The organism is Sphingomonas sp. HF-S4 (assembly GCF_032911445.1).
Lineage (GTDB): Bacteria > Pseudomonadota > Alphaproteobacteria > Sphingomonadales > Sphingomonadaceae > Sphingomonas > Sphingomonas agrestis.
The window spans coordinates 381,936-404,496 of sequence record NZ_JAWJEJ010000001.1 but is presented as its reverse complement, the minus strand read 5'-3'; the positions used below and the strand labels follow the sequence as shown (position 1 = coordinate 404,496).

The 22,561-nt window shown below is 67.0% G+C and carries 22 protein-coding genes and 1 tRNA gene; 3 read left to right on the top strand and 20 right to left on the bottom strand.

The genetic code is table 11. The features are described from left to right. The first annotated feature begins 45 nt into the window (after positions 1–45). Positions 46–1,413 (top strand): glycoside hydrolase family 16 protein, encoded by a 1,368-nt coding sequence (locus tag RZN05_RS01845; RefSeq protein ID WP_317224924.1) that lies wholly within the window; start codon positions 46–48, stop codon positions 1,411–1,413. On the opposite strand, the gene RZN05_RS01840 is transcribed toward RZN05_RS01845, so the two are convergent. From RZN05_RS01840 to RZN05_RS01755, 18 genes are all read right to left on the bottom strand, one after another. Further along, positions 1,385–2,320: a glycosyltransferase family 2 protein gene (locus RZN05_RS01840; protein WP_317224923.1), complete on the bottom strand. Its 936-nt coding sequence runs from the start codon at positions 2,318–2,320 to the stop codon at positions 1,385–1,387. The genes RZN05_RS01845 and RZN05_RS01840 overlap by 29 nt on opposite strands. Beyond that, entirely contained in the window at positions 2,320–3,408 is a 1,089-nt protein-coding gene (locus RZN05_RS01835) for an acyltransferase family protein (protein ID WP_317224922.1), read from the bottom strand. Before RZN05_RS01835 ends, RZN05_RS01840 begins: the two co-directional genes overlap by 1 nt. Continuing rightward, positions 3,408–4,550, bottom strand: coding sequence for an endo-1,4-beta-xylanase (locus RZN05_RS01830; protein ID WP_317224921.1), 1,143 nt, complete (start codon positions 4,548–4,550; stop codon positions 3,408–3,410). Before RZN05_RS01830 ends, RZN05_RS01835 begins: the two co-directional genes overlap by 1 nt. Beyond that, positions 4,547–5,512: a glycosyltransferase family 2 protein gene (locus RZN05_RS01825; protein WP_317224920.1), complete on the bottom strand. Its 966-nt coding sequence runs from the start codon at positions 5,510–5,512 to the stop codon at positions 4,547–4,549. Before RZN05_RS01825 ends, RZN05_RS01830 begins: the two co-directional genes overlap by 4 nt. Further along, positions 5,513–6,460 carry a glycosyltransferase family 2 protein gene (locus tag RZN05_RS01820; RefSeq protein WP_394804770.1) on the bottom strand — a complete coding sequence of 316 codons (948 nt, stop codon included), beginning with the start codon at positions 6,458–6,460 and terminating at the stop codon, positions 5,513–5,515. Further along, positions 6,457–7,383 carry a glycosyltransferase family 2 protein gene (locus RZN05_RS01815; protein ID WP_317224919.1) on the bottom strand — a complete coding sequence of 309 codons (927 nt, stop codon included), beginning with the start codon at positions 7,381–7,383 and terminating at the stop codon, positions 6,457–6,459. The genes RZN05_RS01820 and RZN05_RS01815 overlap by 4 nt, the downstream gene beginning before the upstream one ends. Next, positions 7,380–8,756, bottom strand: a complete 1,377-nt coding sequence (locus RZN05_RS01810; protein ID WP_317224918.1) for an O-antigen ligase family protein — start codon at positions 8,754–8,756, stop codon at positions 7,380–7,382. Before RZN05_RS01810 ends, RZN05_RS01815 begins: the two co-directional genes overlap by 4 nt. Continuing rightward, a complete protein-coding gene (locus tag RZN05_RS01805; protein ID WP_317224917.1) occupies positions 8,753–10,021 on the bottom strand; it encodes a polysaccharide biosynthesis protein in 1,269 nt (422 codons plus the stop codon). The genes RZN05_RS01810 and RZN05_RS01805 overlap by 4 nt, the downstream gene beginning before the upstream one ends. Then, positions 10,014–10,808, bottom strand: coding sequence for a WecB/TagA/CpsF family glycosyltransferase (locus tag RZN05_RS01800; protein WP_317224916.1), 795 nt, complete (start codon positions 10,806–10,808; stop codon positions 10,014–10,016). Before RZN05_RS01800 ends, RZN05_RS01805 begins: the two co-directional genes overlap by 8 nt. 11 nt (positions 10,809–10,819) lie before the next feature. Continuing rightward, positions 10,820–11,569 carry a P-loop NTPase family protein gene (locus tag RZN05_RS01795; RefSeq protein WP_317224915.1) on the bottom strand — a complete coding sequence of 250 codons (750 nt, stop codon included), beginning with the start codon at positions 11,567–11,569 and terminating at the stop codon, positions 10,820–10,822. After that, positions 11,566–12,927: a GumC family protein gene (locus RZN05_RS01790; protein WP_317224914.1), complete on the bottom strand. Its 1,362-nt coding sequence runs from the start codon at positions 12,925–12,927 to the stop codon at positions 11,566–11,568. The genes RZN05_RS01795 and RZN05_RS01790 overlap by 4 nt, the downstream gene beginning before the upstream one ends. Continuing rightward, positions 12,924–14,246 (bottom strand): ATP-binding protein, encoded by a 1,323-nt coding sequence (locus RZN05_RS01785; protein ID WP_317224913.1) that lies wholly within the window; start codon positions 14,244–14,246, stop codon positions 12,924–12,926. The genes RZN05_RS01790 and RZN05_RS01785 overlap by 4 nt, the downstream gene beginning before the upstream one ends. A gap of 23 nt (positions 14,247–14,269) precedes the next feature. Beyond that, a complete protein-coding gene (locus tag RZN05_RS01780; RefSeq protein WP_317224912.1) occupies positions 14,270–15,115 on the bottom strand; it encodes a polysaccharide biosynthesis/export family protein in 846 nt (281 codons plus the stop codon). Between the two features lie 4 nt (positions 15,116–15,119). Continuing rightward, a complete protein-coding gene (locus RZN05_RS01775) occupies positions 15,120–16,259 on the bottom strand; it encodes a hypothetical protein (RefSeq protein WP_317224911.1) in 1,140 nt (379 codons plus the stop codon). Between the two features lie 267 nt (positions 16,260–16,526). Next, entirely contained in the window at positions 16,527–16,715 is a 189-nt protein-coding gene (locus tag RZN05_RS01770; RefSeq protein WP_317224910.1) for a hypothetical protein, read from the bottom strand. 100 nt (positions 16,716–16,815) lie between these two features. Further along, entirely contained in the window at positions 16,816–18,207 is a 1,392-nt protein-coding gene (locus RZN05_RS01765) for an exopolysaccharide biosynthesis polyprenyl glycosylphosphotransferase (RefSeq protein ID WP_317224909.1), read from the bottom strand. Between the two features lie 270 nt (positions 18,208–18,477). Next, entirely contained in the window at positions 18,478–18,678 is a 201-nt protein-coding gene (locus tag RZN05_RS01760) for a hypothetical protein (RefSeq protein ID WP_317224908.1), read from the bottom strand. Between the two features lie 149 nt (positions 18,679–18,827). Then, positions 18,828–18,914, bottom strand: a tRNA-Leu gene (locus RZN05_RS01755). Positions 18,915–19,037: 123 nt separating this feature from the next. Here RZN05_RS01755 and RZN05_RS01750 point away from each other — a divergent pair. Further along, on the top strand, positions 19,038–19,760 hold the full coding sequence (locus RZN05_RS01750) for a hypothetical protein (protein ID WP_317224907.1): 723 nt from the start codon (positions 19,038–19,040) through the stop codon (positions 19,758–19,760). Positions 19,761–19,764: 4 nt separating this feature from the next. Here the strand turns inward: RZN05_RS01750 and RZN05_RS01745 are convergent, their stop codons facing one another. Together RZN05_RS01745 and RZN05_RS01740 are read right to left on the bottom strand one after the other, a co-directional pair. Beyond that, positions 19,765–20,766, bottom strand: coding sequence for a glycoside hydrolase family 43 protein (locus tag RZN05_RS01745; protein WP_394804769.1), 1,002 nt, complete (start codon positions 20,764–20,766; stop codon positions 19,765–19,767). Beyond that, positions 20,763–21,725: a glycoside hydrolase family protein gene (locus tag RZN05_RS01740; protein WP_317224906.1), complete on the bottom strand. Its 963-nt coding sequence runs from the start codon at positions 21,723–21,725 to the stop codon at positions 20,763–20,765. Before RZN05_RS01740 ends, RZN05_RS01745 begins: the two co-directional genes overlap by 4 nt. 433 nt (positions 21,726–22,158) lie before the next feature. Here RZN05_RS01740 and RZN05_RS01735 point away from each other — a divergent pair, with 433 nt between their 5' ends. Next, positions 22,159–22,551, top strand: a complete 393-nt coding sequence (locus RZN05_RS01735) for a flagellar biosynthesis repressor FlbT (protein WP_317224905.1) — start codon at positions 22,159–22,161, stop codon at positions 22,549–22,551. Positions 22,552–22,561 lie beyond the last annotated feature (10 nt).

Genomic DNA, 22,561 nt, shown 5'->3' with positions numbered 1-22,561 from the left:
TCAGGCGGCACAGTTGTTGGTCGCCGACACCGGGGGGTGTTTATCATGCGTATCACCGTTCTGCGTCCGCTTGCGGGCGCTTTCTCTCTGTGCGCGCTCGCGGGATGCGGGGGTGAGGATACCAGTTCTTCCAAACAACAGACCGGCACGGTCGTCATCGCCGAGGCCGCATCCGCGACTACAGCGGTAGCGGCGCCGGCACAGACCGCGGCGGTCACCGCGGTCACGACCAATCCTTTCGCCAGCTTCAACTATGCCGGCGGCACCACGATGCCCGCAAAGGCGACGCTATCGATCGGTGCCGCGATGTTCCAGCCAGGCGCATCGGTCGCCTATGTGCCGGTGACGCTCGACCGCGCGACGCCCAATACGGTGATCGCGCGGGTGATCACGGTCAACGGATCGGGCACGACCAAGGCACTATCGGGATATCAGTACAAGGCGACCGACACGGTCGTCATCTTCCGGCCCGGCGATCCGCTGCGCAAGACCGTGTCGGTGCCGCTTCTCTCCACCACCAACGGGCAGCAATTCTCGCTCAAGCTGCGCGAGGCGCCGTGGGGCGCCAACCAGGGCACCGCGAGCAACACGGTGACGGCGAATGCCGGCGCAACGCCCACTGCAGCGGCCACCAGCGGCTTCCGGAACGCGCGGACCTTCCGCACCTATGGCGCGCTTCAATATGAGATGACCAAGGAGAATATGCGCTGGTCCGACGGCGGCTGGTCGGGTGCGTGGTCGACCGCGCTCTCGCACGGCCGGGCCCAGGTCGCCAATGGCGAGACGGGCGTCTATCTCGACGAGGCGCTCTATCCAGGTGTCGAGGCGCCGCTGCGCTATACCGACGACGGCCTCGTGTTCCACACCCAGAGGCTCAAGTCGCCGATTGGCTATGGCGGCGTCGGCTATAACTACGGCGCGGTGGTGCTTAGCGGGCACAATACGCCCGATACCCAGATCGGCTATGGCCAATATGAGTGGGTCGCCAAGATGCCGACGCGGCGCGGGTCGTGGCCGGCCTTCTGGCTGATCTCGACCTCGGGCTGGCCGCCGGAGATCGATGTGTACGAAGGCTTCGGCTATCAGAGCTATTGGGACTTCGACCGGCACATCTCGTCGACGATCCACGGCGGCAGCTGGGGCACCCGCGCGTTCCAGCGCGGGACCAACATCCAGGCCGAGCAGGCGTACGGCCTGTCGGGCTTCTCGCAAGGCTATCACCGCTTCGCCGTCGATATCGGGCCGGAGTACATCACCTGGTTCGTCGACGGGCTCGAGACCTATCAGAGCGTCAACCCGTTCAAGGGGCACCGCTGGTATCCGATCATGAACGTCGCGGTGAAGACCACCAGCGCCTATGATGACGGCACTGGCGACATGGTGGTCAAGAGCTTCCGCGCCTGGAAGAACTGAGCACGGCGGGAGCGGCGTAGAGCGCGTCGCTTCCGCCCGCCAGGGCATAAAGCCGGGCGACAGACTTGATCCATTGCCCGGCGATGTCGAGCCGGCGATCGCGCTGCCAGGCAAGTGCCGGCAGCGCGATCGTCCGCAATCCGAGTAGCGTCAGCGAGCGTAGGGCCAGCGCGGGCCGGCTGGCGGACTTGCGCGCGACCATCGTGTCGGTGATGCCGATCCGCCACATCCGGCGCAGCACCCATGCCTTGCGTGCCCGTTCGGGACCGACATGCTCGCGGACGCGCGCCGCGGGCGCCCAGGCGAGGCCGACGCCGCGCCCCTTCAGGCGCGTCAGGAAATCGAGATCCTCGCCGCCGCTGCGGTTGAAGGCGGGATCGAACCAAGGTGACTCCAGCGCCTCCAGTGCGGCGCGGGTCACCAGCAAATTGTTGCTGGCGTAGAGCATGTCGACGTCGCCCTCGGGGCGCTGCTCGGGACGAAAGACCAAGGTCTGATCGGCCCAGCGCGGCGTCTCCCCCGCGAAAACGGGGACGACCGGGCCGCCGACCACGCCGGCGCCAGTGCGCTGCTGCATGTGGATCAGCGCGGCGAGCCATTGCGGCTCGGGCCATTCGTCGTCGTCGAGCATCGCGAGCTGATGCATATCCGGGGATGCCAGCGCATGGCCGACGATCGCGTTGCGGACGTGGCAGAGGCCGGGCTCGGGCACGCGGATCACTTCGATCGGCACGGGCAACCAGGCACGCGCGGCCTCGGCGACCGCGGCCCCCGCCCCCTCGCCGTCATTGTCGGCAACCAGCAGCGAGACGCCATCGAGGCCATCCAGTGCGGCGAGCGCCTTGAGCAGGTATCGCAATTGCTCGGGGCGGCGGAAGGTGGGGATGGCGACGATCGTCGCAGCCATCACTCGGCCGCCTGGTGGAAGGGCAGAGGCGGGCGCGGGACGAAGCGGCGTTCGAGCTTCTTGAGCGCGCGGTGGCCGGGGACTTCGACCAGAAGATAGCTCGCCCAGCAGACCAGCCACGTCGCGACCAACGTCCCCGCGACGAACACCCAGTCGAACCCGACAAAACCGTGGCGGTGCGCGATCCCCATGACGCGCGCGAACACGTCGCGGACCAGCGGATGCCAGAGATAGATCGAATAGCTGATGAGGCCGAGATGAAACGCCACCGGATTGGCGAGCAGCGCGCGCGCGGTGCGGCCATTATAGTAGCACGCGATCACCAGGGGCACGAAGGCGAGCGCGACGACCACGTCGCCCTGCGGGATCAGCAGCGTGGCCGCGATCAGCGCACAGCTACCGATGAAGCCATGCTCGCCGCCGAGCACTCGCTCGACCTGCGGGTGGCTAACCAGGCGATAGGCGATGACGCCGAGCGAGAAGCCGGCAAGGCAGCGCAGCACCGGCAGGATCGTATCGCCGTCATTGACGTCGAGCGGGCCCTGCGCGCCGTTGCCGAGCCAGGCGACCAATGCGAGCAGTGCCACCGACCCTGCCGCTTGCACCCAGGCGAGCCGCGAGAAGGCGACCAGCGCGACCAAGGGATAGGCGAGATAGGCGACGAGCTCGGTACTGACCGACCAGCTGTTGCCGGCGAACGCCTGTGTCCCCCAGCCCCAGCTCTGGATCATTAGCAAGTTGGTGACGATGTTCGCCGGAGTCAGCGCAACGGGCTGCTCGCCCGACACATTGACCAGGATACGCGCGAGGAAGACGAGCGCGACGACGAAGTGGAGCGGCCAGACGCGCGCCATGCGATTGAGCAGGAAATCGCCATAGCTCGCCCAGCTCGGGCGCTTCACGACGCGCTCATAATAGCCGATCGAGATGACAAAGCCTGAGAGGACGAAGAACAAGTCGACGGCGAGATAGGCACGCGAGAACAGCGAAAGTCCGAACGCAGCGAACGCCGGCGAATGCGGGATGTGATAGAGCAGCACCGCGATCGCGGCGATGCCACGCAGCCCGGTTAAGGGGGCGATCCTCATCAACGTGCTCCTTTGCGCGCGGGCGGCGCCGCATCGAACGCCGCGGCCATCGATGCCCAGAGGCGCTTGCGGCGGAGATCGGAATCGAGCGGCAGCCCGCGCGAGGGCTTGCCGTCGGGCCAGCGATATTCGGGATAGGTCGACAGCCACGAATAGCGGTCGGACAGCCCCCAGGTCAGCACCGATGAGGTCGCCGGATTGGCGAGCGCGACGTCGAGAAAGGCCTTGCCCACCGCGGCGACCTGCGCGTCGCGGGGTTCGAGCGCTTGCGGGCCGCCGCGATCGGCGATGTCCATCTCAGTGATCGCGATGCCCAGCCCCATGCCGCGAACCTCGTCGAGGAAACGCGCGAAGGTGCGTTCGTCGAAGGGCTCGCGGAACGGCTTGAGATGCCCCTGGATGCCGAGCGCGTCGATCGGCACGCGCCGCGACAGCGCACGCTCGAGCAGCTTGAGGATCGCGGTGCGCCGTGCCTCGCAGCGGCGCGAGGCGTGCTCGAGCCCGAAATCGGTAAGGAACAGCCGCGCGCGCGGATCGGCGGCGCGGGCACTGTGGAACGCCAGGTCGATATAATTCTCGCCGAATGCCTGGCCCCAGATGTTCTGGGCACGCATACCGTCGGCGCGGCCCTGGTTGGGCTCGACCGGCTCGTTGACTACATCCCACTCGCCGATCCGCCCGGCATAGCGGCGCATCGCGGTCTCGATATAGCCGGTCAGCAGGGTATCGCGCGCGCGCCCGCGAGCGCCGGGCAGCGCGGCCGCGAGCCAGGGCGGATTGTTCGAATACCAAACGAGGGTGTGGCCGCGCGCGGCGAGGCCGTGCTTCTGGGCGAAGTCGACGAGCTTGTCGTTGCCGCTGAAATCGTATCTGCCTGGGCGTGGCTGGGTGACGTGGCGCTTGAGTTCGTATTCCTGCACGATCGTCCCCGCCTCGCGCAGCACCGCCGCAGTGAAGGCCGGATCCTTGGCGAGCTGGCCCGACTTGATCGCGCAGCCGAAGCGCCGGCCGCTGCGCCGCGCGCGGGCATCGAGACCGGGCCCGCCGGTGTCGGGCTGGGGCGGGATATAGGGCACCGCGCTGGTGGCGAGCGGCACGCTGCATGCCGCCGCCGCACCCGCGATGAAGGCGCGGCGCTTCATATCCGTGCGCCCCGCACCCGGCTGGTCAGCGCGATCCATCGATCGGCAGCCTTTCGATACGTGCTGTCGGGGATGACGATCTGCAGCAGCACGACCGTCGCGAGACCGGGCCGGAACGCACCGTGGCGCAGTGCGTCGAAATAATAGCGCAGCGCGGTGCGCCGGCTGGTCGGCCAGACGCTCTTGGCGGCGTGCCAGCCCATATAGGCCGAATAGGCTCGCGCCGAGATGTGCGGGCGCAGGTCCTTGAGCCAAGCGAGGTTGCCGATATTGGCACGGACCTGCGACAGCCGGTTCTCGGTCTTGCGATCGGCCCAGAGCACGCTGGCCCGCTCGGCCATGCGGAAGGTTGCGCCGGCGAGCGACAGGCGGACGGCGAAATCGGTATCGTCGCCGAAGCCAACATCCTCGCGATAGCGCACCGTATTGGCGAGGCTGCGGCGCAGCGCGATGCTGCTCGTCTGGATGAAGCCGCGCTCGCACATCAGATACCGGTCGACGGTCTCGCCAGTGGCGATCTCGCGATAGGGCTTGAGGAAGAGCCGCCCCGCACCGCGATCGACCACGACGCGGCAATAGGCGACGATGTCGTCGCCCTGCGCGAGCAAGGGCAGTAGATCGGCGAGATGATCGGCGAGGAAGCGATCGTCGGAATCCAGGAAGGCGACATACCGCCCTCGCGCGTAATCGATCCCGCGGTTGCGCGCCGCCGAGGCCCCCGCATTGGGCTGGACGATGACGTGGAGCCGCTCGTCGCCGATCGCGGCAATCGCGCTGGCAGTGCCGTCGGTCGAACCGTCATCGACGACGATGACCTCGAGGTCGCGGACGCTCTGGTCGAGCGCCGAGCGCACCGCCTCGACCACCGCATCGCGCCGATTGAAGGTCGGGATGACGACAGTGAACAGCGGCGCTTCGACCGGCTGTGCTTCAGCCGGCGCTGGCTGGGTGACGGCGTCCATTCACTTGCCCGCCTTGCCGGCGAGCGCTTCGGGCTTGCCGAAGCGATGGACGAACTGGTTGACCAGCGAGCGGTAGAAAGATTTGGGCAGATACGAGCGAAGCAGCTGCCGCGCCAGGATCCGCGCGGGCACCTTGCCGTAGAACAGGCCGCGGAAGAGCTCCGGAATCGCGGCGACTGGGCGCACCGGCGCCATGTGATAGGCGAGCACGGTGGCGCGATAGCCGTGGCGAGCGCGATTTGTGAGAAGATGGCCGCAGCGATCGAGCCAATCGAGCGACGTCTCGTAGCCGCGGACATAGGAGGTTCGGCCGACTTCGCTGGCATCGAGCCAGATCGTCAGCGGCTGCTCGATCATCTTGAAGCGCGCACCGGCGACCTGGAGCCGGACGGCGAAGTCGAGGTCCTGGCCCTTCTTGAGCGCCGGATCGAAGCGCACCGCCTTGGCGATCCGGGTCGGGACGACCAGCGTCGAAGTCTGCATGAACTGGTTGGCGCAGAACAGATATTCGCCGACATCCTCGTCCTCGCGGATGCCGCGATCGGGGCGCACCCAATAGCGGTCGACCCCGCGATCGACGTTCATCTGCGAATAGAGCACGACATCGTCGGTATCAGGCAGCGCCGCCGCCATGATCGAAAGCTTGCCGGGCAGGAACTGATCGTCGGAATCGAGGAACGCGATGTAGCGGCCTTTCGCCTCCTCGATGCCCCGGTTGCGCGCCGCGCCGCCGCCGCCATTTTCCGTGCGGACATAGCGGATGCGCGGATCGCCGATCGCGGTGACCACGGGCTCGGGGTTATCCTTCGATCCGTCGTCGACGACGATTATCTCGAAGTCGCCGAAATCCTGGGCGAGCACCGAGCGGATCGTCGTGGTGACGATCTCCGCGCGGTTATAGAGCGGGATCACCACCGAGAAGGTGGGCTGGCCGGTGTCGTTCATCATGCGCCGTGCACCTTGCGATATTCCTCATAACGATGGCCGGCGAGCGCGGCGATCTTGCCCGCCGCGCGATAGAGCTTGCCCAACCGGATGATGCGTTTGCCGCGATCGAGCGTGAGCGCGCCGAGCGACCCGATGACGAAGCCGCCGGCGATGCGCGCGGCTTCGCTGGTCGCGACCTTCAAGGGTGTGCTGTGCGACAATGCGGTGATCGTGTCGGTCATGCCGATGCGGTAGCCGCGCATCAGCAGCCATTTGGAGGTGACGCGGCTTGCCGGGATCAGCTCGGTCACCCGCGCATCCTCGGCCCAGGCAAAACGGCGCCCGGCGCGGGCCATGCGCGTGAACAGCTGCTTATCCGAGCCGCCGGTGAGCGCCATCGCCTCGTCGAACGGCTTGTCGCCCAGAGCGCGCAGTGCCTCGGCATCGATCAATACGTTGGCAGTGCTGTCGATCAGCCCGACCGAGCCCGATGCGCCGCGCGACTTGGGCTGGAGCAGCGGGTGCCGCGCCGCCCAGGGCGCGATCTCGCCTTCCATCTCGCGCAGCACCGCGCCGCCGACGACATCCGCGCGCGTCGCCGCCTGGCATGCCAGCATCGCATGGAGCCAGTGCGGATCGGCGGCCTCGTCGTCATCGAGCATCGCGACGTAGCGGATTTCAGGCAGCCGCAGCGCCGCTTCGACGAGCGCGTTGCGGACCTGGGGGATGCCAGGGGTGGCGACGGTGAGCAATTCGAGCGGCCAGCGATAGCCCTCGGCGCGCAACGCTTCGCACGCGACCACGCCTTCCTGCTTCACCGCGTCGTTGTCGGCGACGATCACGGTCACTGCGCGCTCGGTGACAAGTTCGGCGAGCGAGCGCAGCGTGCGCGTGATCCCCTGCGGCCGCTGGCGCGTGGCGATGCAGATGGCGATTTCGGTCAAGCGGTGCCTCCGGAAGGTTGGCGATGCCAGCGCGGGCGATCGACGGCCTTGAACGAGGCATGCGCGATCGCGAGCGAGGACAGGAAGATCACCCAGACCTGGCGGTCCTTGTCGAAGAACGAAGTCTCGAGCAGGTTCTGGTAGAGAACGAAGCTCCAGATCGCGAAGGCCGACGCCATCAGCGTGGCGTTGGCCTTGGTGGTGCCGGTGAGGAACCACCACGCCGGCAGCACGACGAACGAGAGCAACAGCAGCATCAGGCCCACCGGCCCGGTGGTCACGAGGATCTCGAGATAGCCGTTGTGCGAATGCGCGGTGAGCAGCTGGAATTGCTGGTTGAGATAGTCGTGCGCGGGCGAGAGCGCGCCAACTTGCCAGAAGCCGCCGAACCCCGAGCCGAGCCAGGGGTGATCGGCGAGATAGTCGATCGCGACACGCCAGATCGATACGCGACCGGTGAACGCGGTCGGATCGGCGAGCCAGCGCTCGACCGTAGTCTCGAACGCGATGTAGAGCCCGAGAAACGCCAGCATGCCCGCACCGACGAGGAGCAGCAGCACCGCACGCTTGGCGACCGACTGGCTGAGCACGCGATAGACCGCGCTGACCGCGAGGATGCCGAAGCACAAGGCGAGCGAGGTCTTGCTCTTGGTCCCTACCACGAAGACGAAGGCCATGATCGAGAACAGCGCGTAATACCATTTGCGCGTGGTGAAGAAGGCGTGCGCCGTCAGCACGAACGTGACCGCCATCACGGCGCCGGCGATGTTCTTGTGGAAGAAGAATCCGCGCCACGCGCCGATCAGCGCCTTGTCGCTTTCGGTCGGCGGGTGGAATGCGTTGGGAGTCAGCGGCAGCGACACCCAGCATATCAGCAGTGAAGTGATCAGCGCGGCCATCAAGGTGCGGTAGATCCGCTCAGGGCCGATCAGCGCCAGCGACAGGAAGGTGATGTAGATCACGATCACCTGCTGCATCGCGCGCTTGAACGACACGAACGGATCGACGCCCCAGGCGCAGCTCAACAAAAACCAGCCGAGCATCACCAGCAGCGGCCAATAGGTGAACCGGTATTGCAGGCGGTGGCGGCGAACGAGCTCGACCAACGTCAGCAGCATCGCGAAGCCGATGAAGAAGGCCTGCTTGAAGAGGTCCGACCCGTCATTGGCCGAGGCCATCGCGACGAGCTGCTCCTGGTTGCGCGCCGAAAAGGGCTGCTGGCCGATGAAGATCATCATCAGGAAGATGAAATAGACGAACTGCGCGACCGGGATCAGCGCCTCGGCGCGGCTCGACGGAGCCTGGCCGCGCGCCGCCGGCGCGCTCGCGCGCTGCGGAAGGCGCCCGCGATACCAGGGTAGCGCGAGGCTCACGCCGCCATCTCGCGGCGGGCCTTGCGGTCGAGCCGCCAGATGCCGAACAGCATCACCGCCTGGGCGAGCACAACGCCTGCGATCGTATAGACCGACGGTGCGAGCAAGGTGATCGCGACCACCGCAGCAACCCCGACGATGCAGCTGCGCACGCTGGTCGCGGCGAGCGGCTTGAACGCGCCGCGCGCCTGGGTGAGCACACTGACCGGCGCCTGCAGGCACTGGACCAGCGACAAAGCGGCGCAGAGCGCGACCGCGATCATCACCGCCTGCACCGACAAGGTCGGCTTGAGGATGATCTGCGGCAAGAATGCCAGGATCAGCGCGGCCAGAGCGGCGGTGGCGATCCAGATGACGAGCAAAGCGGCCATGAAGGCGCGCGCCGAGCCACGCGCCGAGCGATCGTCGCCCTTCCCCACTGCGCGCGCCATGCGCGGGCGTTCGAGCTGGGTCAGCGCGGTGATGCAGACATTGACCGGGCGGAAGAACAGCATGCCCACCGCGATGGGGGCGAACGCGGCTGGACCCGCGAAAAGCGTGACGATGTAGCTGTGCGCGTTCGAGGTCGCTTCGGTGGTGATCACGCCGATCAGCGTCCACGCCGACTGGCGCTTCCAAACCGGACGATAGGCGGAGAAGGCGCGGCCTAGCCCTGAGGGCTTGTGCCGCGCGAGATAGGCGCCGCCGAACGGAATCAGTGCCAGCGCCCCCGCCCCGGCGAGTACCGCGCCGAACAGCTCGATATGCGCGCCCGCCGAGAGCGTCGCGCCGACGCCGGCGATGACGAGGATCGCGTACACCATGTCCGATACCGCAGCGGCGCCCGGCGTGTGATGGGCATAGGCATTGGCCCGGCCGAACCAGCGGAGCAGCGAGAACACCCCCGCCAGCCCGAACGCAAGCGCCGCCCAGGGCCCGACCATCGCCCAGCCGATTGCGGCGCAGAGGAGGCCTTGCGACAGCGCGAGCAGCAGGTTGAGCGGGAAGAAGAAGTCCAAGCCGTCTTCGCTTCCGTCCTCGCGCTGGTTAACTGCGATCGCATAGGGCGTCGAGACCAGCGCGTTGGACAGGCCGTAGCCGAACTGGATGATCACCAGCAGGAAGGCGAGCGTGCCGATCTCTGCCGCTTCCAGCCGCCGCACTGCGACGAGCTGGACGAGCAAGTGGCTGACCGACACCGCCGCCGACGACATGCTCGCCAGCCCGAACCGGGCCAGCGTTGCGCGAAGCTTCTTTTCGGGAGGCAGGGCGACTGCCTCAGCCATTGCGATGCTTCCAGATCAGGTACATCGCGTGCGGGTTGGTGGTCAGGTAGCGCCAGGCGAGATGCCGCGGGTTGGTGACCATGCGGTGGAGCCATTCGAGCCCGGCATCCTGCATCCATTGCGGCGCGCGCGGATAATCCCCGGTGATGTAGTTGAATAGCCCGCCACAGGTGACGATCCAGCCCGCCTTGATCCGATCGCGGTTGCGCACGCAGAACGCCTGCTCGCGCGGCTTGCCGGTGCCGACCCAGAGGACGTCGGGCGCGGCAGCGTTGATCGCGTCGATCACCGCACTCTCTTCCTCGCGCGTCCAAAAACCGTTGCGGCGACCGGCGAGCTCGAGCCCTGGCGTGTCGGCGGTGATCTTGTCGGCGCAGGCCGCGTTTACGTCTTCGGTGCCACCGAGCAGGAAATAGCGCACCTTGGCCGCCCCGGCCCCGGACAGGCTGTCGATGAACATGTCGGTGGTGCTCGAGCGATCCTCGATCTTCGGGCCACCGAGCCATTGCGACGCCTTGACGATCACCTGGCCGTCGGCGTGGATCAGGTCGCCCTGCGCCAGATCCTTGGCGAAGGCCTTGTCGGTGGCGTTGAGCGACAGGCCGTGTCCGTTGCAGTCGAACACCAGCAACGGGGGGTCGCCGGCGGCCAGCCGCAGCGGCGCATCGCGCAACATCTTGTCGATCAGCTCCTTGAGCGACAGCGTCGATACCGGCACGCCGCCCACCCAGGCGGTCTCCGAGCGGCCCTGGTCGCGCAGCCCGAGATCCATCGTGGTTCCGTGCATTGCCCGCTCCTTCAACTGACCACCGAGCCGGCGATCGGGATGTGGTGGCGATCGAGATCGTCGATGACGCGGCGGATCTCGGCGACGGGGGTCACCCCGCGGCGCGCAACGATCACGACCGCGTCGAACTTCTCGAGAATGTTGCCGAATGCGGTGCCGCCGCGCGGGCGCTCGGCGAGATAGGCGAGCAGATTCGCCTCGGGCAGGTTCCAGCCCGCCGCGGCCTCGGCGAGCGAGCCCTTTTCCACGAGCGTGGCGGCGCCGCCCGCGGCCTGGCCGGCGGGCATCAGCCACAGCCGGTCGATCGCGGACTGGAGCACCGGCAGCCGCAGCGCCATCCCGCCCAGTTGCTCGGCCAGCCCGATGCGATTGGGCAGGCGCAGCAGCCGATCGAGCGAAGGCTGCTCGATATCGCCATCGACCAGGATCGTCGGCCCGTCCATCTGCGCCATCACCGCGGCGAGATTGGCGGCGAGAATTGACGCCTCGTCGCCACCTTGGAGCGACAGGATCGCCAGCCGCAGCCTGCCATCGGCCCCCTTTGCCTCGCGGGCCTTGGCGAGCAGCTTGGCGCGGACCTTGCGCACCTTGGCGACATAGGGGTGGTCGGCATCGAACGCGGCAGTGACCAGCGGATCGACGCGCTCATCGCCCGGAGCAAGCAGCGCTAGACCGCCCTGCCCCTGGGTTTCGGGATCGGCCGGATGGAACGCGGCCTCGGCGAGCAGCGGGTTGGCACCCGCAGTGGAACGGAGCCTCATGCAGCCTCCTGACGGGGAACGAACAGGCCGTCGACGGCCCGCGACTTGGGGGAAAGATCGGCGATGACTTCGACTTCGGTCGAAGCGGCAAGGCCGTTCACGGTGCGCACCCGCGGGCGCAGGATCTCACCGAGCACGACCACCGCGACCCCGGCGAGCAGCCCGAGCGCGATGCCCGCGACGAACCACAAGGGCAGGTTCGGCGTCGCGGGGAACAGCGGCACCGTCGCCTCGTCGAGCGAGCTCGCATTGGGCTGCGAGATCTGGCTCTTGAGCGCGGCCTCGTTGAAGCGCTGGCGGACGGTATCATAGGTCTGGCGCGCCGCCTCGACATCGCGCTGCATGACCATCAGCTGGTCCTGCACCCCCGACATGCGGATCATGCGATCCTCCTGCGCCGCCATTTCGCCGCGCAGCTCGCTCTCGCGCCGGGTCGCGGCGCCGCTATTGGCGGTCATCGCCGCCGCCTGGGTCGAGCGCGAGGCACGCAGGCTGGCCTGGAGCTCGGCCAGCTCGGCGCGCGCCGCGACCATCCGGGGATGGTTGGGTCCGAGCGACTTGGCGAGCTCGGCCATCTTGCCCGACTGGGTGGCGACGGCCTCCTCGATGTTCTGCACGACGAGCGAGGTCGAGACCTCGGCCACTGCCGCCGATCCCGATTTGGAGTGCGCGGCGGCGGCATCGGCCTGCGCCTGGACGAGGTGTGCCGAGAGGTTCTTGAGCTTCTCGGCCTCGAGATCCATGCGGTTCATGCCGATGATGTCGTGCGCGCGCTGGAAGTCCGAGAGCTTCTTCTGCGCGACTTCGTAGCGGCGGCGGACATCGGCGGTGCGCGCCTCGAACCATTCGGCCGAGCCCTGCGCGGTCGAGGCACGCAGCGCGACCTGCTCGCGCATGTAGATCTGCGCCGTGAGGTTGGCGACCTTGGCAGCGACTGCGGGATCGGCATCCATGAACTGGATCTGGAGCACATTGCTCTGCCGCCCGGTGGTGACGGTGAGCCCCGCGCGCACTCGCGCCGCGGCCTGCTGAAGCCGCGCCGCCGGGGGCAGATCGGCCGGAGTCGCGTCGAGGAAGCCCGCGGCCTTGGCGACCGCGTCGGTTACCTTGGCGCTCTTGATGAGATCGACCTGGGTGGCGATGATCGAATCGGTCTCGACGCGGGCCTGCTGCTGCTGGCCGCTGTCGGTGGGATCGGTCTGCGAGAGATCGAGGAGCAGCGACGAGGTCGCCTGATACTGCCGCGGCTGCATAAGCGCGAGCCCGGCGACGAGCGCGAATAGCGCGCCCGCGATCGCCGCGACCAGCAGCCAGCGCGCCTTGAGCGCCTCGATGAGATCGGCCGGCTTGATCGTCATAGCCCGACTCCCTGGAGCAGTTCGCGCGCATCGAGCGCTTCACGCGCCGACGGCGCCGCGCTGCGCGCCCGCGACGACCCGTTGGCCATCAGCACGAGGAATTGCGGCGACAGCGAATCGGCGAACTGGAGCTCGCCCGGCATGCCGTCCTCGGAAAGCGCCGCCGCGATCAGGCCGATCGTGCGATCGACCGCCGCGGCACCGCCCAGCTCCTCGCCGAACAGATCGACGCCCGCAGCGTTGAGCCGCTCGAAGGTGAGCACCGGGGCATGCGCGGCGAGCACGCCGGCCAGCGCGATCATCCCGCGCAACTGGCCGGCCTGGGTGAGCGCATGCTCGAACACGTGGCAGATGTCGGGGGTGAGATCGCCCCATTCTGCAAGCGCCTCGGCAAGTCCCTTTTGCGAATCGCCGAGCGTAATGCGCTCGCGCCCGGCGGACTCGGCGGTGAGCGCGGCGTGCATCCCGAACAGCCGTGCGTGATAAGGCGAGCCGATCGCCGCCGATACGATCGTCTGGACGGCATCCTCCTCGAAGGCAAGCCCGGCCTGCTGCGCGCAGAGCCGCAGCAAACCGGCAAGTTCGTCGCGCTCGATCGGCGCGACCGGCTGGGCCGAAAGGTGCCGCCGCAGCGAGGGGTGCGCGGCGAGCAGCCCGTCGACATTGCCGGCGATGCCGACGAGCACGATCTGGACGGTCGAGTGCATGTCGGTGAGCAGCTTGAGCAACGCGGCGACGTCGTGTTTGGTGCGATCGGCGGCGACGCGATCGAACTCGTCGATGATCAGCAGCGTGCGCTGCTGGACGCCCTGGACGAAGATGTTGGCGAGCTGCTGGACGCCGAGCGGCTTGTCGGCGGGGACAGCCACCCCGCGCTGCACCGGCAGCTCGTCGAGGAACGGGCGGAACAGCCCGTCCACGTCCGCACCTTCGCTGGCCGAACCATAGAGCGCGACACACCCGGCCTCGTCGGCGAGATCGCCGAACACCCGCGCGAGCGAGGTCTTGCCCGATCCGCGCGCGCCATAGATCAGCGCATGCTTGCGCTGCTTGACCACCGCGTCGATCAGCCGCGCCAGTTCCTGCTTGCGTCCGGCAAGGCCGTGACGATCGCTCACCGGCACCGCGGTGTTGAACGCCGCGAACACCGCGTTGCGACGAAACGCGATCGCCGGCTTGGGCGCGGCGGAGATCGGCACCACCACCGATTCCTCAGCCGGCTGCGATGCGTAATCGATCCGCTCCGGGATCCGCCTGCCGCCCGGGTCTCCGCCCAGCAGCCCGCGCAGCCAGTGCTGCAGTCTTTCGGTCCAGCCCATCTGATGGCTCCGGTAGGTCATGTTCAAAACAGCTTCTCGCGGATCACCAGCACGTCTTCGGGCTGGACCGCGTCGTCGAGATTGATGCCTTCGACCTCCTTGCCCACGCGGCGCACCTTGATACGCTTGGTCGAGCCCGCGAGCGTCGGCCCACCGGCGAGCGCGAGCGCCTGGCGGAAGGTCTGGCCGGGGACGAAGTTGAACGCGCCCGGCTCCTGCACCTGGCCATAGACATAGATTTTCTCGGCCGGCGGCACGAACAGGATGTCGCCCGGCGCGAGCGCGCGTCCGGCGCCGGCATTCATGTCGGCCAGCGAGATGCGCACCGGGCCACTGCCGTCGGCGGGCGTGAGGATCACGGCATTGGCACCGGTCTGGGTGGCGCCGCCCGCCTTGGCGAGCATCGCGGCGACGCTGTAGGGCCGGTCGAGCGGATAATTGCCCGCCTGCGGCACGTTGCCGAGCACGGTGACCGAGCGGCTGACGAACTGCGAGACCTCGACATTGACCGAGGGGCGCTCGAGATAGCCGCCCGAGGCATAGCCCGCGGCGATCGCATCGGCGAGTTCGGCGGTGGTCTTCCCGCGCACGTCGACCGCGCCGAGCATCGCCAGCCGGATCGAGCCGTCGGCCTTGACCCGAGTGGTGACCGAGAGATCGGGCTGGCCGTAGATGAACACCTTCACTTCGTCGTCGGGGCCGAGCCGGTAGCCGGGGGCGGCGCTGGCCGCCGCGGCAGGCGGCGCCGCGGCCGCCGCGGGGGCTGCCGGGGGCGATGCCGCGGTAAGGCCAGCGCCGCTGGTCTGCGCGATTGCCGGCGCCGCGACGAGCATAGCGAAGACGGGCAGCGAAATGTCAATGTACCTCATCGGTTCAGAACCTCATGGTTGCGCCGAGCGCCACGCGCGTCGCACGAAAATTGGAAACGTCGCTGTTCGTGGCCCGATCCAGGCGGGACAGGGAAAAATCCAGGGCAAAGCGCTCGGTGATCTTGCGCGATGCCGTCAAACCGAACTGGTTCGTCCGGTCGTGCGTATAGGCGAACGGCCTGATGCTTGCGTCCTGGCGGAAGTCGCGGCGGACCAGTTCGCCGAACACGCCGATCGTGGTAAGTTCGCTAAGCGCCACCTCGGCCGAGAGCCGATGCGCGGTACGGATCGCGAAGCCGGTGGCGATCAGGCTGTCGTTGACGATCGACCGCTCGGTCGCCGCGGTCAGCTTGACCCGCGGAATCGCCATCGTCGACAGCCGCACCGTCCAGCCCGGCCCGTCATAATCGCTGACCGCCGGCGCGGTGCTGGTGACGTGCATCCAACGGAAATCGGCGTCGATCGACGTGATCGGAGACACCGATCGCGCGAAGGACAGGCCATAGGCATCGCTGCGGTTCTCAACACCAAGCTCGGGCCGATCGCTGGTGACGCGCTCGTAATAGGCAGTCAGCTTGCCCAGGCTCGGCCGGGCATAGCCGATCCCGGCGCGGTAGAGATTGCTCGTCTGATCGGCATATTCGAAGCCGTCGCCGTTGCGCGTGGTATCGCGCCGCCAGCTCGCCACCGGATAGAGCCCGGCGGGGCGCTCGCAATCGGCCGAGACGCCAAGCGTCGAGAATTTCTGCAGGTTCTCGCTCGCGCTGTTGATGTCGCCATAATCGGCGCGCTGCTGGCGATAGCTGGCGAGCGGCCGCACTGCGCATTGCCCGGCGATCAGGAACTTGCCGCTACCCTCGAGTTCGAAGCGCGGCTTGCTCCGGCCGGTTTCGGACACGAACCGATCGTATCCCGCCAGCGCACGCAAGCTGATCGCGCGAACGCCGATGTCGCGGTCGAAACGCACCTCGACCGCCGGCGTGACGATGACGTCGGCGACCGGATCGGCCACGTCCGAATCGACGCGATAGACGTTCGAATCATAGACCGCGACGATCGACGGCTCGATCCGCAGCCCCTGTTCGGGGGGTTTGGCACCCTTCTCCTGCGCATGCGCGGCACCGACCGGCAATATGCCGATCATGGCCCCGCCCAACAGCAAAAGTGGCCCACGGTGCAGCGCAGCAATACGTCGCCACGCAGCCCCACCACCCTTCGCAGGTGCGAGAAAATCTAAACCAGTTACGCTTTCGCCAGAGCAAAGCACGCGCTCGTGACCTCATTGCAGTGCAGCAATTAGATCAATCTAAAGCGTTCGTTTACCAATGCCCACAGGCTGGGGTTCGGTTGGTCGCGCCACAGGCACGGCTGGGTCGTTTCTCGAACGACGAACCGTTTTGAGGTAGGGCGATCAGCCCAGCAGCCAGAGCCCGACTGCGCCCAGCGCAACGACGAAGCTCGCGATTCCCGCCCAGCGCGATATCGCCTGGATCACGCGCTCCGATGTCGGCTCGCGCAAATCCGCGGGCATCAGCCAAAGCGGCTTCGCCTGATCGAACGTTCCGTCGGCGTCCTTCGCCGGCACCCAATGTTCCGCCACGGCCCATGCCCCTTGTTTCCCGGGGCGCAGCTATGGCCGAAAATCCCTAATGGAAGCTTGGGGGCGATCGTTAATGCGCCGCCCCGCCCTTCGCTTCGTCTCAATAGGCGTTCTTGTGGACCAGCACCTGCGCGGTCTTGGCGAGGATGCCGACGTCGCGCCACAGGCTCCAGCCCTGGAGATATTCGAGATCGGCGCCGAGCCGGTTGACGATGTCGCGGCGATGCTCGGTCGCCCCGCGGAAGCCGCGGACCTGGGCGAGCCCGGTGATCCCGGGCTTGAGCGCGTGACGAAGCCAATATTGACGATCGACGCGCCAGAACAATTCGTCGCCGGCGAGCGAGCCGAGCGCATGCGGGCGCGGGCCGACCAGGCTCATCTCGCCGAACAGCACGTTGATGAGCTGAGGCAACTCGTCGATGCTGGTGCGGCGGATCAGCCGGCCGATGCGGGTGATCCGGTCATCGGTGCGGCTCGCCGAGCGCGTCCCGTCGGAGTCGCTGGTCTCGACGCGCATGCTGCGGAACTTGAGGATGTGGAAGATGCGGTTGCCGCGCCCCATCCGCTCCTGACGGAAGAACACCGGGCCAGGCGAGTCGAGCTTGATCGCCAGTGCCACCAGCAACAGGAAGGGCAGCAGGAAGATCAGCACCGGCACAGTGAGCACGATGTCGAGCGCACGCTTCTTGGCGCGATCGGGCAGGTTGAGCGGCCCGCGGGAGACCACCACCGTGGTGACGCCGCCAAGCTGGTGGACCGCGAGCGGACCCAGCTCGCCGATCTCCGGCGCGACGATCTCGCCCTGGATATTGGCGCCCTTCAGCACCTGCGCCCATTCGTACTTTCGGTCGGGCGTGCAGCTGATGACGACGCGGTCGTAATGGCGCAGCAGCGTGCCGAGCCGATTGAGCATGTATGGATCGTCGAGATCGGAGCGCAGCGCCATCGCGCCGGCGTCTACGATATCGCTGCCGAAACACGCATCCGGCACATTCCCGCCATCAACGATCACCAATTCGGTGTGAAGGCGATTGGCATAGGTGCGGCGGACGAACTGGCAGATCAGCAGCCGCTGGCTGACGATCAGCACCACCGAGGAGACGATGCCGAGCGACAGCGCGAATCGCGGAAGGGTGCCCGTCACCTTGAGCGAGAACACCACGAGGAAGAAGAGCAGCAGAGTCGCCGCCGCCGAGACGAGCGCCGCGCGCACGCTCTGGAGTGCACTGGTCAGGCATTTGGTGCTGTAGGCCTGGTTCTGGAAAGAGATACCGGCATGGACGAGGAGCACCCCCGCCAACGTTGTCCACACATCGCCCGAAATGCTGCCCGGCTGCTCGACCTGGAGCCCGATCGCAAAGCCGATGATCAGCGCCAACGCGTCGGCGCCGATCACGGTCAGGCACAGCCAGACCTTGGCACTGCGCCGCGCCGCCGTGGCGAACGGCGTACGGCTTGGATAGCCTTGGATCGCCAGGTCAATCTTTGACATGCGACACCCGATACTCCCTGACGCAACACACCCGACAGCGGGCTAGCAGCCATCTCGCCAAACATGGGCAAGATGCTTGCTGCAATGCAGCAGGACACAGCCCCGACATGAAAACAAGCGCGGGTCGATGAACATGGGGGGTTTTCGGGACGACCCGTTTCGGGACAGCGGCTTGCCGTGGATTTGGCACGGCGCACGATTTTGGGACGAAACGACTTCGGAGCCTCTGCAAGCCTCACGCCGATTGAGGACGAAGTCCTTCGCGATCAGTTACTTGGTCATCCACCAGACCACGCCGCCCAGCGCGAGGAAGAACGCGGTCGGCCCGGCGAATCGCGAAACCGCCTCGATCCCGCGTTCGGCGCGCTCGGTAGGGAATGCAGGAAAGCGTCCGCGCGGCCTGGCCTGTGCGGCGGAATCGACATGGATTTCCTGTGGCGGCGGAGACGCTTGCGCCCCCGGCCCACTCATGGGGCTGCCCGATCCTTCCGCCATAGCATCCTCTCACTGCGGGATATCCGGACGCATGCCCGCGTTCCCTTGCTGCAGACTACCGCATGGGACGACGTCTTTCGAGTCCAATCGGCAGCATCGCACCGCGTGGGGCGTTAGGGGCTGCCTGGTACGGGTGGTCGGACTCGAACCGACAATCTGTTGCCAGAGGCGGATTTTGAGTCCGCTGCGTCTACCAATTCCGCCACACCCGCGCGACCGAGCGAGCGCCTATAGAGCGGTGCGCGGAACATTTCCAGCGGGCTTTGCATGTCTCGCAATTGGCTGCGGGCCCAGACCCATGATAGCCTTGCTCAGGGTTTGGGGGAGACCGGGGAATGCGGCCACAGGATCTGTTCCTCAGCGCGCGGGATTTCTTCACGATCATCGTGCCCGGCGGCGTGCTGCTGCTCCTCGCGCCCGGCGACATGCTCCGCGAGATCGTCGCGCGCGTGACCTTCGGAGACCGCCCCGACGCGGCGCTGATTCTCTTCGCCTTCTTCGTATGCGCCTATGCGCTTGGTTCTCTGGTCTCCGGCGCATCGTCGAAGCTCGACGATCTGGTCGATCCACGCCTGCGCCGCGGGCTGGACGCCGCCAACCTCGATGCGGTCAAGCCTTCCAAGCTGGCCAAGCTGGCACTGGCAGAGAAGACTGCCGCGCAGCTCGAAGCAGCGCTGATGCCGTCAATGGCCGCCCCGGCCGGCGCGGCGCGCGCCTGGTCGACCAAAGGATTCTGGTGGAACTTCCTGCGCATCAACTGCCCGGCGGCGATCACCGAACTCGACCGAGTGGAAAGCCAGCAGAAGCAATTCCGCGCGTTGATCGTCACCCTGCTCATCCTGACGCTGCTTCATTTCTTCGTGGGCGAGTGGCGCTGGCTTCTGGCGCTGCCCATCACTGCGGGCATGTGGTGGCTCTATGTCAGCTACCGCATCCGCTTCGCGCGGCGGCTGTTCGAACTCGCGATCATCGCCGCGATCTCGACCGAGCACTTCAAGTCGTGCTGCGACGGCTTTTTCAAGCTCCCGGCGCCGGCCAAGCCGACGCCGGGGAGCTAAGGCTTCAGCGCAGGATACCCTTGGCCACCGGATCGCCGAATATCGGCTTGCCGTTGGTGTCGAACGTCACGCGGCGGATGCGCGGCGCGCGCTTGGCGGTGCACTTCATGTCGGCCGCGGGATTGGCGTGGTAGACGATCCAGTGATCGCCGCTGGGCGTGGTGAAGAAGCCGTTATGGCCCGGTGCGAATACGCCGTGCGCAGGTGACTTGGCGAGCGCCGGCCCGGGCGCCTTGGTCCACACTTTGGGATCGAGCGGATTGGCGCCGGCGGGGGCGCTGAGCAGCCCGATCGCGTAATCGTCCGACCAGCAGGCGCTGCCCGAATAGCTCAGGTGCAGCTCGCCCTTGGGTCCGGGCAGATATTCGGGGCCCTCGAGGATCTGCCGCCCGCCCTGGCGCTCCCATTCCTGGTCAGGCCGTGCGATGATCGTTTCCGGACCCTTCAAGGTCCAGGGATTCGACATTGCGACGATCGCGAGGTCACTCTCCGACCGGACATAGGGCGAATAGACGAAATAGCGCTTGCCGCCGAAGACGAAGGTGGTGCCGTCGATCCCGGTGCGTGCGGTCTTGAGCTGGCCGCGGTCGACCCACTCCCCGCCCAGCGGATCGGGGCCGCTATTCTCGAGCACGAAGATACCGCGATGGGCGTCGTCGTCATGCCCGGCGGCGGCGGCAGTGTAGTAGATATACCATTTGCCGTCGATGCGGTGCAGTTCGGGCGCCCAGACCGATTGGGCGTTGGGGCCTGTCTTGGGCGCGCGCCACACGGTGACTTCGGGCGCGTCGGCAAGCTTGCCCAGATCGCGGGTCTTGCGGATCGCGATGCGATTGCCGAGCGTGTTGAGGTAATAATAGTCCTGTCCGTCGCGCAGGATCCACGGATCGGGGCCCGAGGGGAGCAGCGGATTGGTGAATTCTTGGCCGCCATCCGCCGAACCGCCAAGCACGATCGCGCACGCCGCAATCGCGAGCCCGCGCCGCAGCGCCTGTACCTTGCTCACTCGATTTCTCCCGGAAATGCCGCGACGATGGCGTCGTACTGCTTGCGGCTGATTTCGATCATCGATCCGTGGCGCGTGCCTGCGGGCATCGAATAGCGGTTCCATTCGGGCACGCCGCTATTGCCCGATAACTGGAACCACGGCCCTTCGAGCCGCTTGGCGCGCGACACGCCGTAGCTCGTGCCGGCATATTGCTCGTAATAGAGCAGCCAGTCGTTGCTCACCGGCGCGCGGACCAAAGTGGGCGCCTCGCGGAAATTGGGGCTGAGCGGCGGGCCGGGCTGCGGATAGGGGCCGAGCAGCTTCGCCGCGCAGCTGATCCGGATCGTCTTGCCGGTGATCCAGTCGAACGAGGGATAGCGCTCGTCCTTGACCACTGCGCAATAGCCGCCTGCCGGATTGGGCTGCACCACCGTGTCGATCGTCGCCATGTTCCAGGCGAGCAGGCGCTTGGGCTTGACGGGCAGCTTGGTGAGGTCCGCGCCGGTGACGTAGAGCGTGCGCTGGCTGGCCCAATAGCTTTCGGGATCCTCTTTCGAGCCGGGCACCGTCGGCGTGTGCCAGGTGAGCAGAAACGCCTTGGACGGCTTGTCGAACATCAGCTTGGGCGCGCCGATCCGCTGGAGCGCCTTGGCGTGGTTGGGAATGTTCTCAAGATCGGGCCGGTAGGTGCCGTGCGGCGCCCAGCGGACCAGATCGTCCGAGACCCAGAAGCGGATCAGCGGATCGTCGTCGCTCTTGTTGCCAACCAGATAATAGCGCTTGTCGGGCCCCTGCGCGATCGAGGCATGGCCGTGATAGTCCTCGGAGACCGGCTTGCCGGCGTTGATGCGCTTCCAATGGAGGCCGTCGAGGCTGACCGAGTAGTACAGGACGCCGTAGCGCTCCTTGGTCATGTGGGCGAAGAGATAGGCGCGGGCCGGATCGATTGCCGGGGTCTCGGGCGCGCCGGGCGGCACCGACTGGGCGAGCGCGGCGGTCGGGATGCCGAGAATCAGGGCTGTCGCAAGAAGGCGGCGGACCAGGCGGCGCGGGACTTCGCGATGTGGTTCGTGATGAATGATACCTCTCCTGCGCCCTTAGCTTATTTATCATATATAATCTCAGGCGCCTCGCCTAGGCAAGGCGTTCGGGACTCAACTCGCCGCGCCGCGCCGCGAGGGTCTGGATGCAGGGGAGATCAGTGCGGCACGAGCGACCAGCCCCGATCGGCGCCGACGGCGAGGATGCGCTCTACCCTTTCGGCGCCGGCCGGAGAGGAGGAAAAGCGAGATACTGCGCCCTACGTAGATTCCGACTCCCCCCGCACTCGGCAAAAATTGCCGGGTGCGCACCGCCGCGCGCCGACATCATCCTATAAGAGAGCAAACGCACTCGAAAGGTTGAACTGCCATGCTCCGCATCACGCTTCGCGACGGCGAGAAGGCGATCGTCAACGGCGCCGTCCTGCGCGCGGTCGGCCGCACCCAGATCGCGGTCGAGAACCAGGTATCGATCCTGCGCGGCCGCGAGGTCATGCAGCCCGAGGAAGCCACCACCCCGGCGCGCCAGCTCTATTTCGCCGCGATGCTCGCATACATCGATCCGGCCAACCGCAACCAGCATCAGGACGCTATCGTCACGCTGGTCGGCAGCCTCGTCGCCACGCTCACCACGGCCGAGGCGCGCACCGCGTGCATCGCCTTCGCGCACGACATGGCGCAGGGCGATTACTACAAGGCGCTCACCGCCGCGCGCGAGCTGATCGGTTTCGAGAACGTCGCGACCGAAGCCCAGGCCGCGTAAGGACTTTCCG

Excerpts from the sequence above, each read along its gene's own strand:
- RZN05_RS01845 (WP_317224924.1), top strand. The coding sequence starts at position 46 with ATGCGTATCACCGTTCTGCGTCCGCTTGCGGGCGCTTTCTCTCTGTGC.
- RZN05_RS01840 (WP_317224923.1), bottom strand. The coding sequence starts at position 2,320 with ATGGCTGCGACGATCGTCGCCATCCCCACCTTCCGCCGCCCCGAGCAA.
- RZN05_RS01835 (WP_317224922.1), bottom strand. The coding sequence starts at position 3,408 with ATGAGGATCGCCCCCTTAACCGGGCTGCGTGGCATCGCCGCGATCGCG.
- RZN05_RS01830 (WP_317224921.1), bottom strand. The coding sequence starts at position 4,550 with ATGAAGCGCCGCGCCTTCATCGCGGGTGCGGCGGCGGCATGCAGCGTG.
- RZN05_RS01825 (WP_317224920.1), bottom strand. The coding sequence starts at position 5,512 with ATGGACGCCGTCACCCAGCCAGCGCCGGCTGAAGCACAGCCGGTCGAA.
- RZN05_RS01820 (WP_394804770.1), bottom strand. The coding sequence starts at position 6,460 with ATGATGAACGACACCGGCCAGCCCACCTTCTCGGTGGTGATCCCGCTC.
- RZN05_RS01805 (WP_317224917.1), bottom strand. The coding sequence starts at position 10,021 with ATGGCTGAGGCAGTCGCCCTGCCTCCCGAAAAGAAGCTTCGCGCAACG.
- RZN05_RS01800 (WP_317224916.1), bottom strand. The coding sequence starts at position 10,808 with ATGCACGGAACCACGATGGATCTCGGGCTGCGCGACCAGGGCCGCTCG.
- RZN05_RS01795 (WP_317224915.1), bottom strand. The coding sequence starts at position 11,569 with ATGAGGCTCCGTTCCACTGCGGGTGCCAACCCGCTGCTCGCCGAGGCC.
- RZN05_RS01790 (WP_317224914.1), bottom strand. The coding sequence starts at position 12,927 with ATGACGATCAAGCCGGCCGATCTCATCGAGGCGCTCAAGGCGCGCTGG.
- RZN05_RS01785 (WP_317224913.1), bottom strand. The coding sequence starts at position 14,246 with ATGGGCTGGACCGAAAGACTGCAGCACTGGCTGCGCGGGCTGCTGGGC.
- RZN05_RS01780 (WP_317224912.1), bottom strand. The coding sequence starts at position 15,115 with ATGAGGTACATTGACATTTCGCTGCCCGTCTTCGCTATGCTCGTCGCG.
- RZN05_RS01775 (WP_317224911.1), bottom strand. The coding sequence starts at position 16,259 with ATGATCGGCATATTGCCGGTCGGTGCCGCGCATGCGCAGGAGAAGGGT.
- RZN05_RS01765 (WP_317224909.1), bottom strand. The coding sequence starts at position 18,207 with ATGTCAAAGATTGACCTGGCGATCCAAGGCTATCCAAGCCGTACGCCG.
- RZN05_RS01760 (WP_317224908.1), bottom strand. The coding sequence starts at position 18,678 with ATGAGTGGGCCGGGGGCGCAAGCGTCTCCGCCGCCACAGGAAATCCAT.
- RZN05_RS01750 (WP_317224907.1), top strand. The coding sequence starts at position 19,038 with ATGCGGCCACAGGATCTGTTCCTCAGCGCGCGGGATTTCTTCACGATC.
- RZN05_RS01735 (WP_317224905.1), top strand. The coding sequence starts at position 22,159 with ATGCTCCGCATCACGCTTCGCGACGGCGAGAAGGCGATCGTCAACGGC.